This is a genomic window from Flavobacterium sp. PL02 (assembly GCF_035013205.1).
Classification (GTDB): Bacteria; Bacteroidota; Bacteroidia; order Flavobacteriales; family Flavobacteriaceae; genus Flavobacterium.
Genome location: NZ_JAYGJP010000008.1, coordinates 181,959 through 198,963, shown reverse-complemented (window position 1 = coordinate 198,963; position 17,005 = coordinate 181,959). Strand labels below are relative to the sequence as shown.

Genomic DNA, 17,005 nt, shown 5'->3' with positions numbered 1-17,005 from the left:
TCTTAATTTATACAGAAACCAAAAATAGTTTTTTTAGTGAAGTTTACAGGATAATTTATTAATAAAAATTTATAACTTACAGAAAGGTAAGCTTTAATAAACTCAAACAGAGTCTACATTTAATTAAACAACTATATATGAACTAAATATATTTATTTTCGTTAAGAATTAAATCTGATTTTAAAATCGAATTTCCATTATAGTAAACTCCTGCCCCGACTTAAAAAAGGTTATCTGAGTATCTACTAAACCAAATTTCTCGTAAAAAGACTTTTTGTTTACTCTCGCATTGCACCAAACTCGATTTATGCCATTGTTTTTAGAGCGTTGCAAAATATATTCTAAAAGCATTGTTGCAAAACCTTGCCCTTGTTGTTTTGTTAGTGTAGCCAATTTCCTAAATTGCATTTCCTCATTATCCTCAAAACAAGAAACAATAGCAACAAGTTCAGATTCATTATATAATCCAAAATGTACTCCTAAATCATCTTCCTTTAATTGTACAAATTCAAAAGGCATATCGGGCCACATTACTTTATGCCTGATTTCCCAAGTTTCCGAAGCTGGAATTTCCTTGATTATCATAATTACTTTTCTTTAATTTGGATAAGAACCCAAATTTAGAACTTATTATTGCAAGAGAACCTCGTTTGGTTCACAAAGCTTTTATATTTTTTTACAGAATTCACCTATATTAAACTTCAAACATATGTGTGCATTTTAATTTGCAAATCTCTCCGATAAAAACCTCATCCTACTATATTCCAAACAAATACAATTCACATTCTTAAAAAAAGCATAAAAAATAAATAAGATATATCTTTCGATTTCAGTTTATAATAATTAATTTTAATGTCTAAATAATAATTACTCTAACAATTCACACGTATGAAAAAGTTCTTTTTAATCACGCTATTATGTATCAGTGCAAACAGTTTTGCCCAATTAATACAATTTGGTCCTATAGTTTCTTCTAACATAACTTCTATCTTAACAGATGATTATAGCTCCGATAGTTCAGGGACTTCAATGGGTTTTGGAGGATTTGCCAGAGTTAATTTATTAATGCTTTATGGACAAGCAGAATTTGGATATGCACAATCAAAATTTACAGTTTCCGAAACTGGAATTGCTAATACGGATTATAAATTATCTGGTACTGAAGCTACAATTATTGTAGGTTTTAAAATTGTACCTCTAGGAAAACTAGGAAACGTAAGGATTTTTGGTGGTTACAACTGGAAAAACTATTCAAATATAGATGTCAATAATAATCTAAACTACATCGACATTGTAAAAAATAACAATAGTGTTCTTGGTGGTGTAGGTGTTGATTTATGGAAATTCACTCTAGATTATAGATATTTAGCAGGAGTTACAGATATTGATGCATCTGGTTTAAAAGCAAAAACTGCTGTTTCGAATATCAGCTTAGGTTTTAAATTCTAAAAAAAATAACCTCATCATATAAACGAGAATCTAATTTTAAAATTAGGTTCTCGTTTTTTTTGCCCTTTTATAAAAAAAATAAACATTTTACTGTTTCCCATAATCTTTGGAATAATTTTCTTTTGTATTTTTATGAAATAAAACAAACTATTTTTAACCTTAAACCATATTAGAATGGGAAAATTTGTAATCACAAAAAGAACTAACGGAGAGTTCCAATTTAATTTAAAAGCCGGTAACGGACAAACAATTCTTGCTAGCGAAGGATATTCGGCAAAAGCAGGTTGTTTAAACGGAATCGAATCGGTAAAAACTAACTCACAGGACGATTCAAAATTTGCCAGAGAAACGGCTAAAAATGGCAAACCTTATTTTAATCTAAAAGCAACCAATGGTCAAATCATCGGAACGAGCGAAATGTACGAAAGCGTAGCAGCAAGAGATAACGGTATCGAATCGGTTAAAACCAATGCACCATCTGCAACTACAGATGACCAAACTAGTTAAAAATAGTTTAAACATATCTCTTAAAAAATAAAACCACTCTTATCGAGTGGTTTTATTTTTTAGGAACTCCCAAAGCTTAAGAATCAGCCATCAGGTAAGTCATTATGTCAAGGAATGATTTAAAAATGATTTAAGATATTTGGTTTTAGAAGTACAAAAAACTCAACATCAGTCTTAATTCTTAACTAAACGTTAAAATATATAAAATTCTTTTTTAAAATAAAAACTAACTATCAGTTAGTTAAATATTTTTTTAGAGTACATTTACTAATAAAATTAATATAAATTATGAAAACAGGAGTAGTAAAATTTTACAATGAAGCAAAAGGATTTGGATTCATTACAGAAGAAGGTACAGGACAAGACATTTTTGTTCATGCATCAGGTTTAAAAGAACAAATTAGAGAAAGTGACTCTGTTCAATTCGAAGTAGTTGACGGAAAAAAAGGTAAAAACGCAGTTGAGGTTACAGTAGCTTAATACTTGTACCGATTACGTTTGCCTATTGGTTTGATATGAAGATAAAAGAATAATATTCGATATACTCTCAATAATAAAACCCGACACATTACTCACAACAGTTTGAAAAACAAAAAAATCCTGTAAACAATGTTTACAGGATTTTTTTTGTGGAGTCGATGTAATCATATTATTAAAACTGATTCCTTTTTTATTTCAGATTCTTAAATCTACTTAATTTAAAGCTAATTAAATATTACGACTTTGAGTCATTCAAAAGTATTGATTCACTAATTTTGAAACTTAAAAAAATAAATACAAAATGAAAAAATTCTACCTTCTAGTACTCGTTCTTCTCACTACCAATACCTTCTCGCAAATTAATTCTCCTAATGGCGATAATCTTTTTTATTACAATGGTCTTGCTGATGTACACTTTAAATATCCTGAAAGAGGATCAGGAGGACGAGCATTTGTGCATGCAGATTATAATGTTTTGGCTATAAATTTTCAAAGTGATTTTACTGGCGGTACAAGAATAGGAAATGATGTATACTTCAAAGATGGTGGTAATTCATTTATCAATTCAGGGAATTTCGGAATTGGTACTACAAATCCATTAGCAAAATTTCAAGTTAGTAATGGAAATATTTTAGTACGAAATGCAATAAATACTGATAATAGCTCATCTATTATGATAGCCCAATCTATCAATGAAGCTAATCTCACCACTTTTGGGACTTCTATAAACACAATAACCCAAAGCGCAGGTTATAATATTTACGGATTACAGTTTTTCACTCAAGAATCGTATATTATTGGTCAGACAGAAAAACTTAGAATTCAAGGAAATGGTAATGTTGGGATTGGTACAACAAAACCAGACGAGAAACTTACTGTAAATGGTAAAATACATGCACAAGAAGTCAGAATAGATATCTCCGCCCCTAAGACTGTTCCTGATTACGTTTTCGCAAAAGGATATAAATTAAAATCACTGCAGGAAGTAGAATCATTTATAAAACAAAACAGTCATTTACCCGAAATCCCTTCCGCAAAAGAATTAGAAAAAGATGGCATTCTATTAGCAGAAATGAACTTAAATTTATTAAAAAAAATTGAAGAATTAACTTTGTACGCAATAGAACAACAAAAAAACACTGATAAACTCACTAAAATTATTGAAGAGCAAAATAAAAGGTTAGAGGTTCTTGAAAAAAAGAACTAAAACAAAAAAATCCTGTAAACATTGTTTACAGGATTTTTTTGTGGAATATAATGCGATTATATGAACACACAACATAAACAATTGAAAATCTTTACTTTAAATACAAATAAAATATTTTTAGAACTAAATTTCAAAAGAAAAGAGGTAAATTTATTCTCCTTAAAAAAATAGAAATTATGAAAGTATTAAAAGTAATCGAAGTTCTTTCTAGTTCAGACACTAGTTGGGAAGATGCAACTCAGAAAGCAGTTAGCAAAGCATCCAAATCTTTAAAAAACATTCGTTCTGCATATGTTCAAGAACAGAGCGTAACAGTCTCAGATGGAAAAGTCACTGAGTTTAGAGTAAATCTAAAAATAACATTCGAACTCGAATAGTGCAAATGAATTATTAACACAAAACAATTGAATTAAAGTGCCAACTAAAAACAAAAAAATCCTGTAAACATTGTTTACAGGATTTTTTATTGGAATTAACAATCAGGCTTCTATAATAATTTCATTTTTTAATATTTAGGCATATTATTATTTAACGATATTATCCGTGTTGGCCTGAATTCGTTGGAGGCGTAATTTTTATTTTTTCCTCGTCGGTATCACCTCCAATAATTGCTTTCATATTCTTAAATTCTGCTACTTTAAATTTATCCAAAGATAATTTCTTAACCGTTTTAACTTGTTGCTTTTTCATAGTTTTTAGTATAAGTTTTTTTATTTTAAGTGAATATACTATCTCCTGTAATCAGTTAAAAACTCTTGTAGTCTGAATTTATAAATTTCGCCCATAAATCTCAACAATCTATGTACTACAATATATAAGATATTTACCCAAAAGCGCATTATTTATAGTGGTTTGAGTAATCTATAAGATTAAAATAGTTTATCAACACTTTTAAATATATAAAAGCAATTTTACTAATTATTGCTCTCCATTTTTTATAAAATAAGATGGCTGATATCCTGTTTTCTTAAAAAAGGCTTTTGAAAAAGATTCTGAATTACTAAAACCTACCTCCTCTGCGATAGCTTTTATCGAATAATTTCTAAACTTTTTATCCTCTCTTAGCCTTGTAATAGTATCTTCTATTCTTAAATCATTAATGTATTGACTGAAGTTTTTATTTTTGTATTGATTAATAGTTTTGGATAAGTAAGTACTATTCGTTTCTAGTCTTTTTGCAAAATCTGCCAGATTTATATTTGGTTCTAAATAACCTTTGTTTTTTTCGAATTCCGCGATTTTTTCCAAAATTTCATTTGCTTTCTCTTTTGGCAGAACAATTGTTTTTTGGGCATTCTCATTTGGCTCAATAACGATATCTGAAACAGGCTTTTCTATTTCGTTACTTTTATTTTCTGTATTATGTATATCGAGTAATTCATTTACTCTTTTTTCATAAAGTTGTTTTTCTTTTTTTGTTTTTAATAAATAAAAAAGAGAAAATCCAAGTCCTATAAGAACGATGAAACCAATACCAATGTAAATTCTTTTTTCCTGATTTATTTTTAAAATTACTTTTTCCTTTTGTAATAATAAATGAGGCGTATCATAATTTTTGTTTATCTGCTCTCCTAAAATAATATCATTTTTGCTTATATAAGAATCTATCTCTAGCAAACGGTTTAAATAATATAACTGCTTTTCATTATTTTGTAATTTCTTATATATTTCAATTAATTGGATACAATTATTGCGTAAATCTGCAGTATTTAAACCACTCTTAACCAATATGGAATCTGCTGTTTCGAAATCATTTATAGCTTTATCTATGTCTTTTTCGTTTTCCAAATTGTTTTTACCTCTGTAATAATAACTAATTGCTAAATTCAATTTATCACTGGTTGGAGTTAGCATTATAATAGCTTTGTCTAATAAAATAGTACTCTCCTGAAATTGCTTTTTGTAACTATAACAAATTCCTTCATACATTATCAAATATTTATAAAATCGATTATCCGACTTTATTTGTTTTTGCAAATCTTTAATGTAATATAGTGCGGTATCTATTTTTTTTAAACGAATATAAATATCTGCCAAGACCCAAGTAGTATATACATAATCGATAGAATGTATGTTCTTAGATTTAAAATGATTATAATTTCTTATTATAAGTGGTAAGGCTTCTTCTGATTTTCCAAGTTCAATTTTAATTAATGCGATTTGCTGATTAACCAATAAATTTTGTTCAATATTTCCTTTCTGTAAAGAATATTTTTCTGCTTCCAGGATATTAGCCAATGAAGACTTTAAATCCATTTTTTTCATCAAAAAATTACTCTTCAATATATATCCTTTAGCAGGATAATTAAAATCATTACTGTTCTTAGTTAATGCAATGATAGTATCAGCGTATTGTAACGCAGCTGTGTCATTAGCAGTAGTCATAGCTGCCATATACAATCCATTAGCCCGGATTATTTTATCCCTTTGTAGTTTAGATTTTTTATAATACACATTAGCGTAAAGGGCTTTCGTTTTTTTATCTATAAAATAATTCTCAAAACGTTCATCCAATTCTTTAAAAGATATATTCTTGAGTGAATCTGGAATAACAAAAGTTTCTTCCTTTTGAGAGAAAAGCGCAGTTGTAAATAATAGTAAAATAATTAATATAGAATTCTTCATATTCTGGCTGCTATATTTTTATAATATCTGTTCATAAAATCATAACACAGCATTTCATAATGTCTTTGTTTTGATCTAAAAATACGATTGATATTCATATGGATAAGTGATGAAATAAAATCTTCTAAACTAGTTGACGATTTCATACTTATTATTTCTTTTATTACCTCGATTTCTTTTTGGGTTATTTTCACTAAGTCAATTAATCCTTCTAAGTAAGCGGGCTCTTGTTTTTCTTGTAAATATAATATGATTTCATTTCTGTAGGTTCGATACAAAAAATCTAACTTCTTATTATTTTCTTTCTCAATGTGTTGTTCGCTCTTATAATCTTCTTGCATTGTCTTTACAAAACTAATTCGATTATTTAAAGGGATATTGAAACATTCTAATAAATCATTAATCATTTGTAATGAAGCAAATATCCTTGCGATTTCATCTTCCTGAGGTGTGGTATTAGTGATTAAATTTACTGTTTTTTCGCTGTGATAATAAAATAATTTTTCAACAAGTTCTATAGTTGATTCACCGTAACGCTCAATCTCTCTTTTATAAGTTGCCGTTACAATATCGCTCACTAAATCTTTTTTGATTAATTCACTAAAATGCGTCTGCATTAACTTTATTATTACTTGAATATTATCTAGGTTCTCTATTTGAAAACGCAATCTTAAATGATTATTAGGATCATTATATCGTATAAAAAACCACTGAACGATAAGTCCTTTTTGAACCAATTCATTAACAATTGGCAAGATACTTTCAGCTAAAACAAGGTCTGCCGAATAATGTCCACAATAAATTTTATAGTATAACCATTCTTCTCCCAGAATAAAACTTCTTTTTACTTTTTGCGTATGCATCGTTACTTAAGTTTTATTTTTTATACCAACAATAAATTGATTTGCATAGCTGCCCATTTCCCCCTTAACTACTTTGCCAGAAGGGAATAAAAATTCTTCTAAGATAAATTGTGTTTTATTTTTAACTGTTTCAACTAACATTTCAATACAAGTATCATTTTCAAGATTGATTACTAATGTATTGTCTCCATCGATTAATGACAGATATTGAAACCCTTTTATATTCATAGAAAGAATAGCTGAACGAACTAAATCTGGAGTGGAATTTGTTTTATCATTCACTATTTTAAAAAAATCCGGACATCTGTTTTTATTAAAGATCCATTTAGCTTTAGAGATAATACAATTCCCGACCGTTACTCTTGGCAAGTAATCAAAAAGCTTCTCAAATTTATTATTAAATCCTATTACTGATTTACAATTTTCAAATTGCATATCGCATAAAAATTGATAAATGGGTAATGCTTTATACGAATAATTATGGGCATTTGTTAATCTTGTAATCACTTCTTTGTTATGTTTTTTACTCCACAAAATCAATCTGCCTTTTTTTACAAATACCATTAAATCCTCAATATTTATTTGATTTGAGGGTTGTACGCTTGATTGACCTAAATACGGTATTTCATAAGTTCTAAAACTTGGTCTTCTTAATATATTTCCAGTTCTTGATTCTGGTAAATGAATTATTTCTGCGATGATTTTATTAGCAAAACTTTCAGATTCAAATTGTGTAATTTCATTTGCTAAACTATTTACGCCTTCATTTCCATAACAAAATCGAGCTAATAAATTTGCTGCACTAGAACCGCCTATACTCTGGATTACAATCCATTCTTTACCTGCCTCTTCAATGATTTCGAAAACACATGAAAATGTATTTGGCATGTTTTCAGTCGAGAAATCTTCATTTTTAAAATCAGAATACTCTAAAGCAATACTAGTTTTACCATTCTGTAAGGCATTTTGCAATTTATTGTAGATAATTCTGTCTACTTTATTCAAATTTATTTGAGGATTCTCGCTATTTATTTTTTGTTTTATTTCTATACAATCTAATAGTGGAGTCGAGTCAGAATTATTATTTTGTAAATATCCTATTCCCGTTTCTATGTCTAATGCCTTAACCAACGGAATCATTTCATATTCATATCTTTCGATAAAAGCTTTTTTAAAATTTTCTAATGGTGTATTTTTGGGTCTTTCTGAAATTTTATTCAAAAATTTTATAGCATTATATAATTCAGATGTATATTTTTTTTCTAGTTCAAAACCTTTAGACTCGAGAAATAAATCGGCTTGAAATAAATACTTTTTATCAAAAGAGATTTTTGTTTTGGATAGGCTTTCTTCTATATCTCTATAATAAGATATATCGTTTCCTAATTTTGTGTCAATATCCTGTAATTGCTTCTCAACTTCATTAATCAAAGTTTCAAATTTAATTGCAGCTTCACTTTCTTTTTTGGCTCCGCTTATTAAATCATTAACAGAAGTGTTTCCTGTAAGTTTTGGCTCTAATTCTGAAACCAAAATCTGATTAGAAATTAATTCTTCAATAAATTCTAAAGCTTCATTTTTGGTGATATCTTCAATCATTAAGTAGTCAGCCAACTCCTCTTTAGATATTCCGTTACTGGCTTTTTGTACAATTAAATCCAGATAATCCGTTCGCTTTAATGCCTCAAGAGAATACTTCCTGCTATTATTTTCCAATGTATATTCTACATATCTGTAAAAATCCCCTAATTGATAAAGCGTGCTATTTGGATAAAAAAGCAATTGATCCTGAATAGTCAAATCCGCGGCTAATTTGCTGTATAAATTAGCAACAAATTGCATATCTAAACGTGTCTTTCGATAAAAATAATTTTCCTTATCTACAGAATTACTATCGACTGTTATTTTTGTTACGTCGCCAATATTCCCAGAACCACATGCAGCAAAAAGCCCAAATGGGGTGCATCGAGTAGACATTCGAATAAGATATTTTAGTACAGAAAGTTTAATTTTTTCACTTTTATAAATAGCATAATCTTCTTGATTGCACCATTTTTGGATTTCCGAATATAATTCGGGCGATGCTAAATATAATGCTTCGTTTATTTGAGAATCTTTTACTAATTCTTTTATAACATCAGGTTCAATTGAAAGTTCTTTTGTAAGATTTTTATAAAAATCAATTGAATAAGCTGGCGTACGTATTATGAAAGAAGAAAAAAAGGAAAAATTCATCTGCAATTTTGATATATCAACAATAAAGTAAGAATATTAATAATTAAAGTACCGAAATTAAGCATTTATTTTAGACTATCCTCTCATTTTATATTAAAACCAGATTAATATACGCAATAAAACACTTTTAAAACACCCTTTAAAATCAAGCAATTACATTTTTTTATTCCAAAAATTTATAAATCCAGACACGATATTTATAAATGTCGACTACCATAGTTTGCATCTAATAAGTTGTTAATCTAGTTTTGATTACAGAAAATCACAAAAAACAGGATCTAACTTTATGTTTAGAATTACAAGAATACTAATTGCCGCAATCCTGTTTTATAGTCCTTCTTTGTTAGCACAAGTAAAAATAAAGGGGAAAGTGGTAGATATTAAAAATAATCCCATTGAGTTTGCTGAAGTTTTATTGATAGATAAAGATTCAACCGCAATAAAAAGCGAAATGACCAATAGTAATGGTGATTTTATACTACTTACAGAAGTTGGTAATTATTTATTACAAATAAAACAAATGGGTACCGTTTTATGGAAAAAGAAGGTAAACATTATAGACAATATCGATTTTAAATCTATTCAGGTAATTGAGAAAGAGGAGAAACTTAGTGAAGTAGTCGTAAAGACCCAAAAAAAGATTATGGTTCGAAAAGTAGACAGATTAGTTTTCAATGTCGAAAATTCTATCTCGGCGATAGGAGGCGATGCTATTGATGCCTTAAAAGTTACTCCTGGAATAAGAGTACAAAACAACTCTATTGCAATGATTGGCAAAAGTGGTATGGCTGTAATGATTGATGATAGGTTAATACAGCTTTCTGGAGAGGATTTGATTAATTTTTTAAAATCGATTCCTTCAGATAATATAAAAAGCATTGAGGTTATTTCTACACCACCAGCAAAATATGATGCTCAAGGAAATAGCGGTATTTTAAATATTAAGTTAAAAAAGGTATTAAAAGACAGTTGGAACACAACATTACGGAGTACATATCTACAACAAACTTATCCGACGGGTAGCCTTGGCGGAAATTTTTCATACAAAAAAAACAAACTGAATTTGTTATTTGATATTAACTATAGAAAAGGAAGTGCACTTGATAAAGAGGATTTAACCTTTTTTTACCCAACAGAGACCTGGAATTCTATAAATAAAAATAAACCCTCCTATACTTTCTTTAATTCTTCGTTGAATTTAAATTATAAACTCACAAAGAAAACAGATATAGGAATACAATATTTAGGTGGTCTTGGAAAACTAAAAAAGCAGAACTCTAATATAACAACTATAAATGAAGCTGTTTCTAATAACTATCTCTATGATATTAATACTATAGGAGATGATACTAAGAAAAACAATAATAGCTCAATAAATATTTACTCAACAACTCTTATTGACACTTTAGGAAAAAAATTCTCGATAGATCTGGATTACTTTAATTTTAAAGAAGATAAAGATAAAAACTTTAATTCGTACAATAATAATCCTGCGCAAAGCTCTTCTCTTATTGGTAATAACCTAAGCAATCAAGATATTAGTAATTATTCGGCTAAAATTGATTTTGATATGCCTTATGGATTTGCTGATTTATCTTTTGGTGGTAAAGTTAGTTTTACAAATAACAAGAGTGATGCCTCATTTTATGATTTAACATCTGGAGATGCAATTTTAGATCCATCACAAAATAATGTATTTAATTATAAAGAGAATACTCAGGCTTTATACGCTTTAGCAAGTAAGAAACTAGGCAAAAAATGGGAATCTAAATTCGGACTACGAATGGAAGCTACTCAAACTATTGGTACTTCTGAAATACTAAACCAGACTAATAAAAACAACTATATAAAATTTTTCCCGAGTGCTTACCTCTCCTATCAACTTAATGAAAAGAATGTTTTTAATTTAAGCTATAGCAGAAGAGTTGGAAGACCATCTTATTGGGAAATGAATCCTTTTAGATGGTATGACAATTCAAACCTATTTTCAGAAGGAAATCCATTTCTTAAGCCATCTTTTACAAATAATTTTCAGATATCACATTCCTATAATAACATCTTAAATAGTACTATTTATGTATCTAAAATAGAAAATGGTTTCGGACAACTATCAACTTTTGAAGTAATAGATGGGCAGAAAATTCAAAAATTCTTAAGACTTAACTATTTTGACCAAACCGATTTAGGATTTGATATATCACTAACATATAATTTTACTAGCTGGTGGAACTATTTCGCCGATTTAACGATGTACTACAGCGAGACCAATACTAAGTCTATTTATGTACAGCCTAAATTTTCTGGCTGGGGATCTAATTTTACAAATACCAATACATTCACTTTAAATAAAAATAAAACTTTTTTTGCAGAGGTAAGCTACTTCTATTTCTACCCTGCACTCTCCGGAATATACACCATTAGTGATTATTCTTCTTTTGATTTTGGGATTAAAATATTGTCTCTTAATAAGAAATTACAAATTTCAGCTAATGTCTATGATGTATTTAGCAGCAATAGACCTCAATATACATATGTGACAAATGGAATCAAACAAATTTCTAAGAACTATTATGATGAAAGATATCTTAGAATATCATTAAAATACAATTTTGGGAATAGTGATATCTCTGTTAAAAGTCGTGATTTAGGAAATCAGGATGAAAAAAGCAGAGCTGGAAAATAATAATTGATTTAATTCTCCAAGTATTTTTTCAGTGGCCAATGAAAAGAGAAAGGAAGCTTAAATATCTCCGCTTGCAAGCAAATTAATTAACCATTTAGGAGAATCGTTCTCTTGAATTATTTAACAATTGAAAAACATTAATAAAATGAAAAATTCAAATTTAAAAAATAAGCTTTCAGGTTTAACTACAACTAAATCTTTTGAAATCATCGAATTAAACGATTCTTTAAGAAAAATTATTGGTGGTGCAGTTCCAGCAAACAATGGGTCAGGATGCAATGGTTCAGGATGTAATCCAAAAGTAGAAATAGAAATCCGCAAATAATTTCTTAATTAGGGGATAGGCATTGCTTATCCCCTAAAATAAAATTTAACTTATCATGAAATATAAATTATCCTATTATACTATCATTACGGATCCAATTCCTAATACAAATGTTTGTGTTATTTTCGGAACAAAAACTTCAAAAGCTTATAATCTTGACCAAAAAATTATTGCCCTTTTAAAAGAAGAGGACTTTGATGAAATCCCTTTAGATATAATTAATAATTTAATTATCGCTGAGATCATAGTCCCAAAAGATTTAAATGAGTTAAGCGAATTTTGTGAGAAAGCTAAATTAGACGCTACGGCAGAAGATGGTTATTTACACGTTACCGTAATGAGTTCTGGAAATTGCCAGTTAGGCTGTTCTTATTGTGGACAAGTCCATTCTAAGAAAAAACTGGAAGACGATACTGTCGAGTTGATAGAAAAGAGATTAACACATTTATTTAGCAGTAAACCCTTTTCTGAATTCCGCATAAGTTGGTTCGGAGGAGAGCCACTAATGGCGTTAAATAAAATGAGACTGGTTAATACTTTTGCCAAAAAGATTTCAAAGAGCAATGATGCTATTTATAGATCTCATATTGTTACTAATGGACTCTCTCTTAAAAGTAATATCTACGAAGAATTAGCCCATGAATTTAATTGTACATCTATAGAAATCACATTAGATGGTGTAAAAGAGTTTCATGATACCAGAAGAGATACAAAAGCAAAAGAACCTACGTTTGACCTCATATTCAATAACATTTTATCCATTACAAGTTTAAAGGACTACCCTATTAATGGATGTTATATAAAAATAAGATGCAACGTAGACGACACTAATAAAGAAGGTGTAATTCCTTTAATAGAATTATTAGCCGAAAATAATCTACAAGACAAAGTTATTTTCTATACAGCTCCTGTATATAGCTGGGGTAATGATGCGCATTTAACAAATACTAAAGAAGAATATGCGATTAATGAAATCGATTATTTGTTAAAACTTCATGAAGTAGGATTTGAAATTAACTCCATTCCACAAACAAAAGATGTAGTATGTTCGGCAGTTACGCCAAATTATGAATTAATAGATCCTAACGGAAAAATCTTTAATTGCACCGAAATTCCATTGGTATCTATGTACGGAGACGAATACTTAATAGGAGATTTAAAAACCAGTTTTACTGAGGTTAAAGAATACGCTGAAAGACCTTATACAAAATGGTATGATGAAATTCAGGATAAAAGCAATGGCTATTGGTGTACATCATGCAAAATTTTGCCTTTATGTGGAGGACGATGCCCAAAATCATGGAAAGATGGAATTCCTCCGTGTCCAAGTATGAAATTAAACATTGAAGACAGATTAATGCTTGCAAACTATTTAATTCAAGAAGATAATATTACTCAAATAGCATAAACCATGAGAAAAGATGACATCTCCTTATCATTATCAGACATTGTAAATTCTGATTTTGTAAATGATAATCAATCAGGAGCCATAAGTTTTGATGATTTATTCACCTCTTTTGTTTTTAATCAGTTTGAGTTAACTGAAAGAATGGACATTCAATTAATATGGAGTTATTATTCTAAAGCATTAAATGAGTGTAAGCAAAACAGGTTAACAAAAGCAGATTATTTCTATACAAAAGGTTTAGAAGCATTAAATAATTCTGATTTAAATGAAAGAGCAAAACTATATTTAAATGTATATATATACCCTAATCTGGCATTTAGAGTATATAAAGACAAAAACTATGAAAAAGCTTTAGAGTTATTGCTTTTGGCAATTCAGAACATCGAAATTATTGAAAAAGAATATCCAGATATTTATGCTGCCAAAATTCAGCAAATCCATAATGTTATTAGATTATTTTTAAGAGCGAACAAAAGCAGCGATTACATCGATTTAAACATTGCTATAATAGAACATATTCTTCTGGAAGTAGAACCAATAAAGAATAAATATAACTTAAAAAATTCGATATTAAATCAGACAAAACTTCAATATAAAGAAGAAATGTTAATGCAGATTTTTACTGAATTTTTGGTGACACAAATGACTATAGATACGCAATCATTTGATTTTGATTTTTTCTGTAAATCATTAAATGAAAAAAAACATAATACAGAAAATAAATATCTAAACGATTGGTTGGCTTTAGTTAGCCTAATTAACGATAATTCTCAAGACATTGCTTTACTATTAAAAGATGTTTTAAAAAAAGACTATAAATATGCTTTTTTTAAAATATATGTTTTAAATGCGCTTCTAAATAAAAGTTTCTTGTACTTACAATCTGAAGATTCAATACAGAATGTAAAAGCATTGACAGCTACTTTTACAAACCAAATTCATGATAAAAATATTCTAGAAAAAATTCAAAAAGCATCCAAAATAAACATTAAATGATTTTTATACCCCAACAAGATCAAATGGATTGTGGCCCCGCTTGTTTATGTATGGTCGCAAGTGCTTATAAAAAAAAATATTCTTTACGATACCTAAGAGAACATTCTTTTATTACACGTGAAGGAATTTCTTTATTGGGGGTTAAAGAAGCTGCAACCAAAATAGGTTTTGAGACTCTTACGGCTAAGCTAACCATTGAAAAGCTTAATGGAATGCCTATGCCTTGCATTCTTCATTGGAATAAAAATCACTTTGTAGTTCTTAATAAAATAAAAACGAATTTATTTACAAAAAAAAAGTCTTACAAAATTGCTGATCCAGGTCATGGTTTTGTTGCTTTAACAGAAGAAAAATTTAAAAAATCATGGTTATCTGATGGCGATTGTGGAATTGGAGTATTTCTAGAACCTACTGAATCTTTCTATAAATTAACTCCTCCAAAAGAAGACAAATTAAATATTAAATATATTTATAACTACTTAAATCCATACAAAAAACAATTAGCTTTTCTTTTTGTTATGTTATTAATAGGTAGCGCCCTAACTTTAGTTTTTCCGTTTTTAACTCAAAACCTTATTGATAATGGAGTAAGTAAGAAAAACTTAAACATAATAAGTCTTATACTATTAGCACAACTCGGCTTATTTTTTGGATCTATAACTATAGAAATAATTCGTAACTGGTTAATGCTGTTTATAGGAACAAAAATTAGTATTCGCATCATATCCGATTTTTTAAAAAAATTATTACAATTACCAATTAAGTTCTTTGACACTAAAATGACTGGAGATTTTAATCAACGAATACAAGATAATGAACGTATAGAAAAGTTTTTGACATCCCAAAGTCTAGTCACTTTTTTTTCGATGATTACCTTTTCAGTATTTTTTGGGGTGCTTTGGTATTATGATGTTACTATTCTTGTCGTTTACCTTATTTTGACTGTAGTATCTATTAGTTGGTCATTCTATTGGCTCAAAAAACGAAAAATACTAGACTATTTTCATTTCCAGCAACGAAGCCAAAACCAGGAATCTATTCTGGAAATCATCAATGGAGTAACTGAAATGAAATTAAACCAGTTTGAAGATTTCAAACGCAACGAATGGGAAGAAATTCAAAAGAAGTTATTTAAAATTAATACCCGAATATTAAAATTAGATCAAATACAGTTATCTGGTTTTGAATTTCTAAATCAATTCAAAAATATTTTAGTCACTTTTTTAGCTGCATCATTTGTAGTTAAAGGACAAATGACATTAGGACAACTTTTGAGTGTATCCTATATCGTAGGGCAAATGAATAGTCCGATAAATCAGCTTGTTAGTTTTTTCCGTTCTTTTCAGGATGCACGATTAAGTTTAGAACGCCTAAACGAGGTACAAAACCATCCAACAGAAGAAGGAGAAAATAATAATTTTTTAAAAATAAGAGATATTAGTAATTGTTTTCCTTTAGGGATCAAAGGTCAAAATTTAAGTTTTCAATATGAAGGCCCCAAATCTCCATATGTACTAAAAAATATTGATTTTAGTATCCCCGAAGGAAAAATTACTGCCATTGTTGGTGCAAGTGGCAGTGGAAAAACCACTTTATTAAAATTATTATTAAAATTCTACGAACCTACACATGGTGAATTATTGTTTAATGCTAAAAATATTATCGATATTTCTTCCCGAAGTTTACGTGAAAATTGTGGCGTAGTCATGCAAGACGGTTTTATTTTCTCAGATACTATCGAAAGAAACATAGCTACTGGAGATGAAAATATTGATAAACAAAAATTAAAAAGAGCAGTTAAAATTGCAAATATTGAAAGTTTTATCGAGACATTACCTCTTGGATATAATACAAAAATTGGAGCATCAGGAAATGGACTTTCAGGTGGCCAGAAACAGCGTTTATTAATTGCACGGGCAATTTATAAAAATCCGCATTATATCTTTTTTGATGAAGCGACATCTGCACTTGATGCTGAAAATGAAAAAATTATTCATGATAATCTACAAGAATTTTTTAAAGGAAAAACAGTTGTCATTATCGCGCATCGCTTGAGCACAGTAAAAAATGCTGACAATATCATAGTACTTAAAAATGGTGAAATTGTAGAACAAGGAAATCATTCTGAATTGGTTTACAACAAAGCTGACTATTTTAAATTAGTTAAAAACCAATTGGAATTAGGAAATTAAACGTTTTAGTAATGAATTGACGAACAAGAAATTTT

Annotated in this window: 15 protein-coding genes; 10 read left to right on the top strand and 5 right to left on the bottom strand. The window is 28.7% G+C overall.

Translation table 11 applies throughout. The features are described from left to right. Nucleotides 1–180: 180 nt before the first annotated feature. Nucleotides 181–585: a GNAT family N-acetyltransferase gene (locus tag SHI72_RS19385; RefSeq protein WP_323491091.1), complete on the bottom strand. Its 405-nt coding sequence runs from the start codon at nt 583–585 to the stop codon at nt 181–183. Nucleotides 586–888: 303 nt separating this feature from the next. Here SHI72_RS19385 and SHI72_RS19380 point away from each other — a divergent pair, with 303 nt between their 5' ends. The 5 genes from SHI72_RS19380 (at nt 889) to SHI72_RS19360 (ending at nt 4,020) form a co-directional block, all read left to right on the top strand. Continuing rightward, nucleotides 889–1,449: a hypothetical protein gene (locus tag SHI72_RS19380; RefSeq protein WP_323491090.1), complete on the top strand. Its 561-nt coding sequence runs from the start codon at nt 889–891 to the stop codon at nt 1,447–1,449. 174 nt (nt 1,450–1,623) lie between these two features. Beyond that, nucleotides 1,624–1,956, top strand: coding sequence for a YegP family protein (locus SHI72_RS19375; RefSeq protein WP_086893714.1), 333 nt, complete (start codon nt 1,624–1,626; stop codon nt 1,954–1,956). A 288-nt stretch (nt 1,957–2,244) separates the two neighbouring features. Beyond that, nucleotides 2,245–2,436, top strand: a complete 192-nt coding sequence (locus SHI72_RS19370; protein ID WP_035621148.1) for a cold-shock protein — start codon at nt 2,245–2,247, stop codon at nt 2,434–2,436. A 301-nt stretch (nt 2,437–2,737) separates the two neighbouring features. Beyond that, entirely contained in the window at nt 2,738–3,643 is a 906-nt protein-coding gene (locus SHI72_RS19365) for a hypothetical protein (RefSeq protein WP_323491089.1), read from the top strand. 176 nt (nt 3,644–3,819) lie between these two features. Then, nucleotides 3,820–4,020 carry a dodecin family protein gene (locus tag SHI72_RS19360; protein WP_039113868.1) on the top strand — a complete coding sequence of 67 codons (201 nt, stop codon included), beginning with the start codon at nt 3,820–3,822 and terminating at the stop codon, nt 4,018–4,020. Between the two features lie 160 nt (nt 4,021–4,180). Here SHI72_RS19360 and SHI72_RS19355 read toward each other — a convergent pair whose 3' ends face one another. The 4 genes from SHI72_RS19355 to SHI72_RS19340 form a co-directional block, all read right to left on the bottom strand. Further along, complete coding sequence (locus SHI72_RS19355) at nt 4,181–4,333, bottom strand: hypothetical protein (RefSeq protein ID WP_165572111.1); 153 nt, start codon at nt 4,331–4,333, stop codon at nt 4,181–4,183. A gap of 228 nt (nt 4,334–4,561) precedes the next feature. Then, nucleotides 4,562–6,268 (bottom strand): AraC family transcriptional regulator, encoded by a 1,707-nt coding sequence (locus tag SHI72_RS19350; protein WP_323491088.1) that lies wholly within the window; start codon nt 6,266–6,268, stop codon nt 4,562–4,564. Then, nucleotides 6,265–7,131 carry a thiopeptide-type bacteriocin biosynthesis protein gene (locus tag SHI72_RS19345; protein WP_323491087.1) on the bottom strand — a complete coding sequence of 289 codons (867 nt, stop codon included), beginning with the start codon at nt 7,129–7,131 and terminating at the stop codon, nt 6,265–6,267. Before SHI72_RS19345 ends, SHI72_RS19350 begins: the two co-directional genes overlap by 4 nt. Before the next feature lie 6 nt (nt 7,132–7,137). Beyond that, the gene (locus SHI72_RS19340) at nt 7,138–9,366 is read right to left on the bottom strand and encodes a lantibiotic dehydratase family protein (protein WP_323491086.1); all 2,229 of its coding nucleotides are present in this window, start codon (nt 9,364–9,366) and stop codon (nt 7,138–7,140) included. Nucleotides 9,367–9,652: 286 nt separating this feature from the next. On the opposite strand from SHI72_RS19340, the gene SHI72_RS19335 reads away from it, so the two are divergent. From SHI72_RS19335 to SHI72_RS19315, 5 genes are all read left to right on the top strand, one after another. Beyond that, a complete protein-coding gene (locus tag SHI72_RS19335) occupies nt 9,653–12,049 on the top strand; it encodes a TonB-dependent receptor (protein ID WP_323491085.1) in 2,397 nt (798 codons plus the stop codon). 145 nt (nt 12,050–12,194) lie between these two features. Then, complete coding sequence (locus SHI72_RS19330) at nt 12,195–12,374, top strand: hypothetical protein (protein ID WP_039113863.1); 180 nt, start codon at nt 12,195–12,197, stop codon at nt 12,372–12,374. A 55-nt stretch (nt 12,375–12,429) separates the two neighbouring features. Beyond that, on the top strand, nt 12,430–13,782 hold the full coding sequence (locus SHI72_RS19325; RefSeq protein ID WP_323491084.1) for a radical SAM/SPASM domain-containing protein: 1,353 nt from the start codon (nt 12,430–12,432) through the stop codon (nt 13,780–13,782). A 3-nt stretch (nt 13,783–13,785) separates the two neighbouring features. Beyond that, on the top strand, nt 13,786–14,778 hold the full coding sequence (locus SHI72_RS19320) for a hypothetical protein (RefSeq protein ID WP_323491083.1): 993 nt from the start codon (nt 13,786–13,788) through the stop codon (nt 14,776–14,778). Next, complete coding sequence (locus tag SHI72_RS19315) at nt 14,775–16,970, top strand: peptidase domain-containing ABC transporter (protein ID WP_323491082.1); 2,196 nt, start codon at nt 14,775–14,777, stop codon at nt 16,968–16,970. Before SHI72_RS19320 ends, SHI72_RS19315 begins: the two co-directional genes overlap by 4 nt. Nucleotides 16,971–17,005 lie beyond the last annotated feature (35 nt).

Bases quoted from the DNA above. Each gene is read 5' to 3' on its own strand.
- SHI72_RS19340 (WP_323491086.1), bottom strand. From the start codon at position 9,366: ATGAATTTTTCCTTTTTTTCTTCTTTCATAATACGTACGCCAGCTTAT.
- SHI72_RS19335 (WP_323491085.1), top strand. From the start codon at position 9,653: ATGTTTAGAATTACAAGAATACTAATTGCCGCAATCCTGTTTTATAGT.
- SHI72_RS19375 (WP_086893714.1), top strand. From the start codon at position 1,624: ATGGGAAAATTTGTAATCACAAAAAGAACTAACGGAGAGTTCCAATTT.
- SHI72_RS19325 (WP_323491084.1), top strand. From the start codon at position 12,430: ATGAAATATAAATTATCCTATTATACTATCATTACGGATCCAATTCCT.
- SHI72_RS19380 (WP_323491090.1), top strand. From the start codon at position 889: ATGAAAAAGTTCTTTTTAATCACGCTATTATGTATCAGTGCAAACAGT.
- SHI72_RS19330 (WP_039113863.1), top strand. From the start codon at position 12,195: ATGAAAAATTCAAATTTAAAAAATAAGCTTTCAGGTTTAACTACAACT.
- SHI72_RS19360 (WP_039113868.1), top strand. From the start codon at position 3,820: ATGAAAGTATTAAAAGTAATCGAAGTTCTTTCTAGTTCAGACACTAGT.
- SHI72_RS19355 (WP_165572111.1), bottom strand. From the start codon at position 4,333: ATGAAAAAGCAACAAGTTAAAACGGTTAAGAAATTATCTTTGGATAAA.
- SHI72_RS19350 (WP_323491088.1), bottom strand. From the start codon at position 6,268: ATGAAGAATTCTATATTAATTATTTTACTATTATTTACAACTGCGCTT.
- SHI72_RS19315 (WP_323491082.1), top strand. From the start codon at position 14,775: ATGATTTTTATACCCCAACAAGATCAAATGGATTGTGGCCCCGCTTGT.
- SHI72_RS19320 (WP_323491083.1), top strand. From the start codon at position 13,786: ATGAGAAAAGATGACATCTCCTTATCATTATCAGACATTGTAAATTCT.
- SHI72_RS19370 (WP_035621148.1), top strand. From the start codon at position 2,245: ATGAAAACAGGAGTAGTAAAATTTTACAATGAAGCAAAAGGATTTGGA.
- SHI72_RS19345 (WP_323491087.1), bottom strand. From the start codon at position 7,131: ATGCATACGCAAAAAGTAAAAAGAAGTTTTATTCTGGGAGAAGAATGG.
- SHI72_RS19385 (WP_323491091.1), bottom strand. From the start codon at position 585: ATGATAATCAAGGAAATTCCAGCTTCGGAAACTTGGGAAATCAGGCAT.
- SHI72_RS19365 (WP_323491089.1), top strand. From the start codon at position 2,738: ATGAAAAAATTCTACCTTCTAGTACTCGTTCTTCTCACTACCAATACC.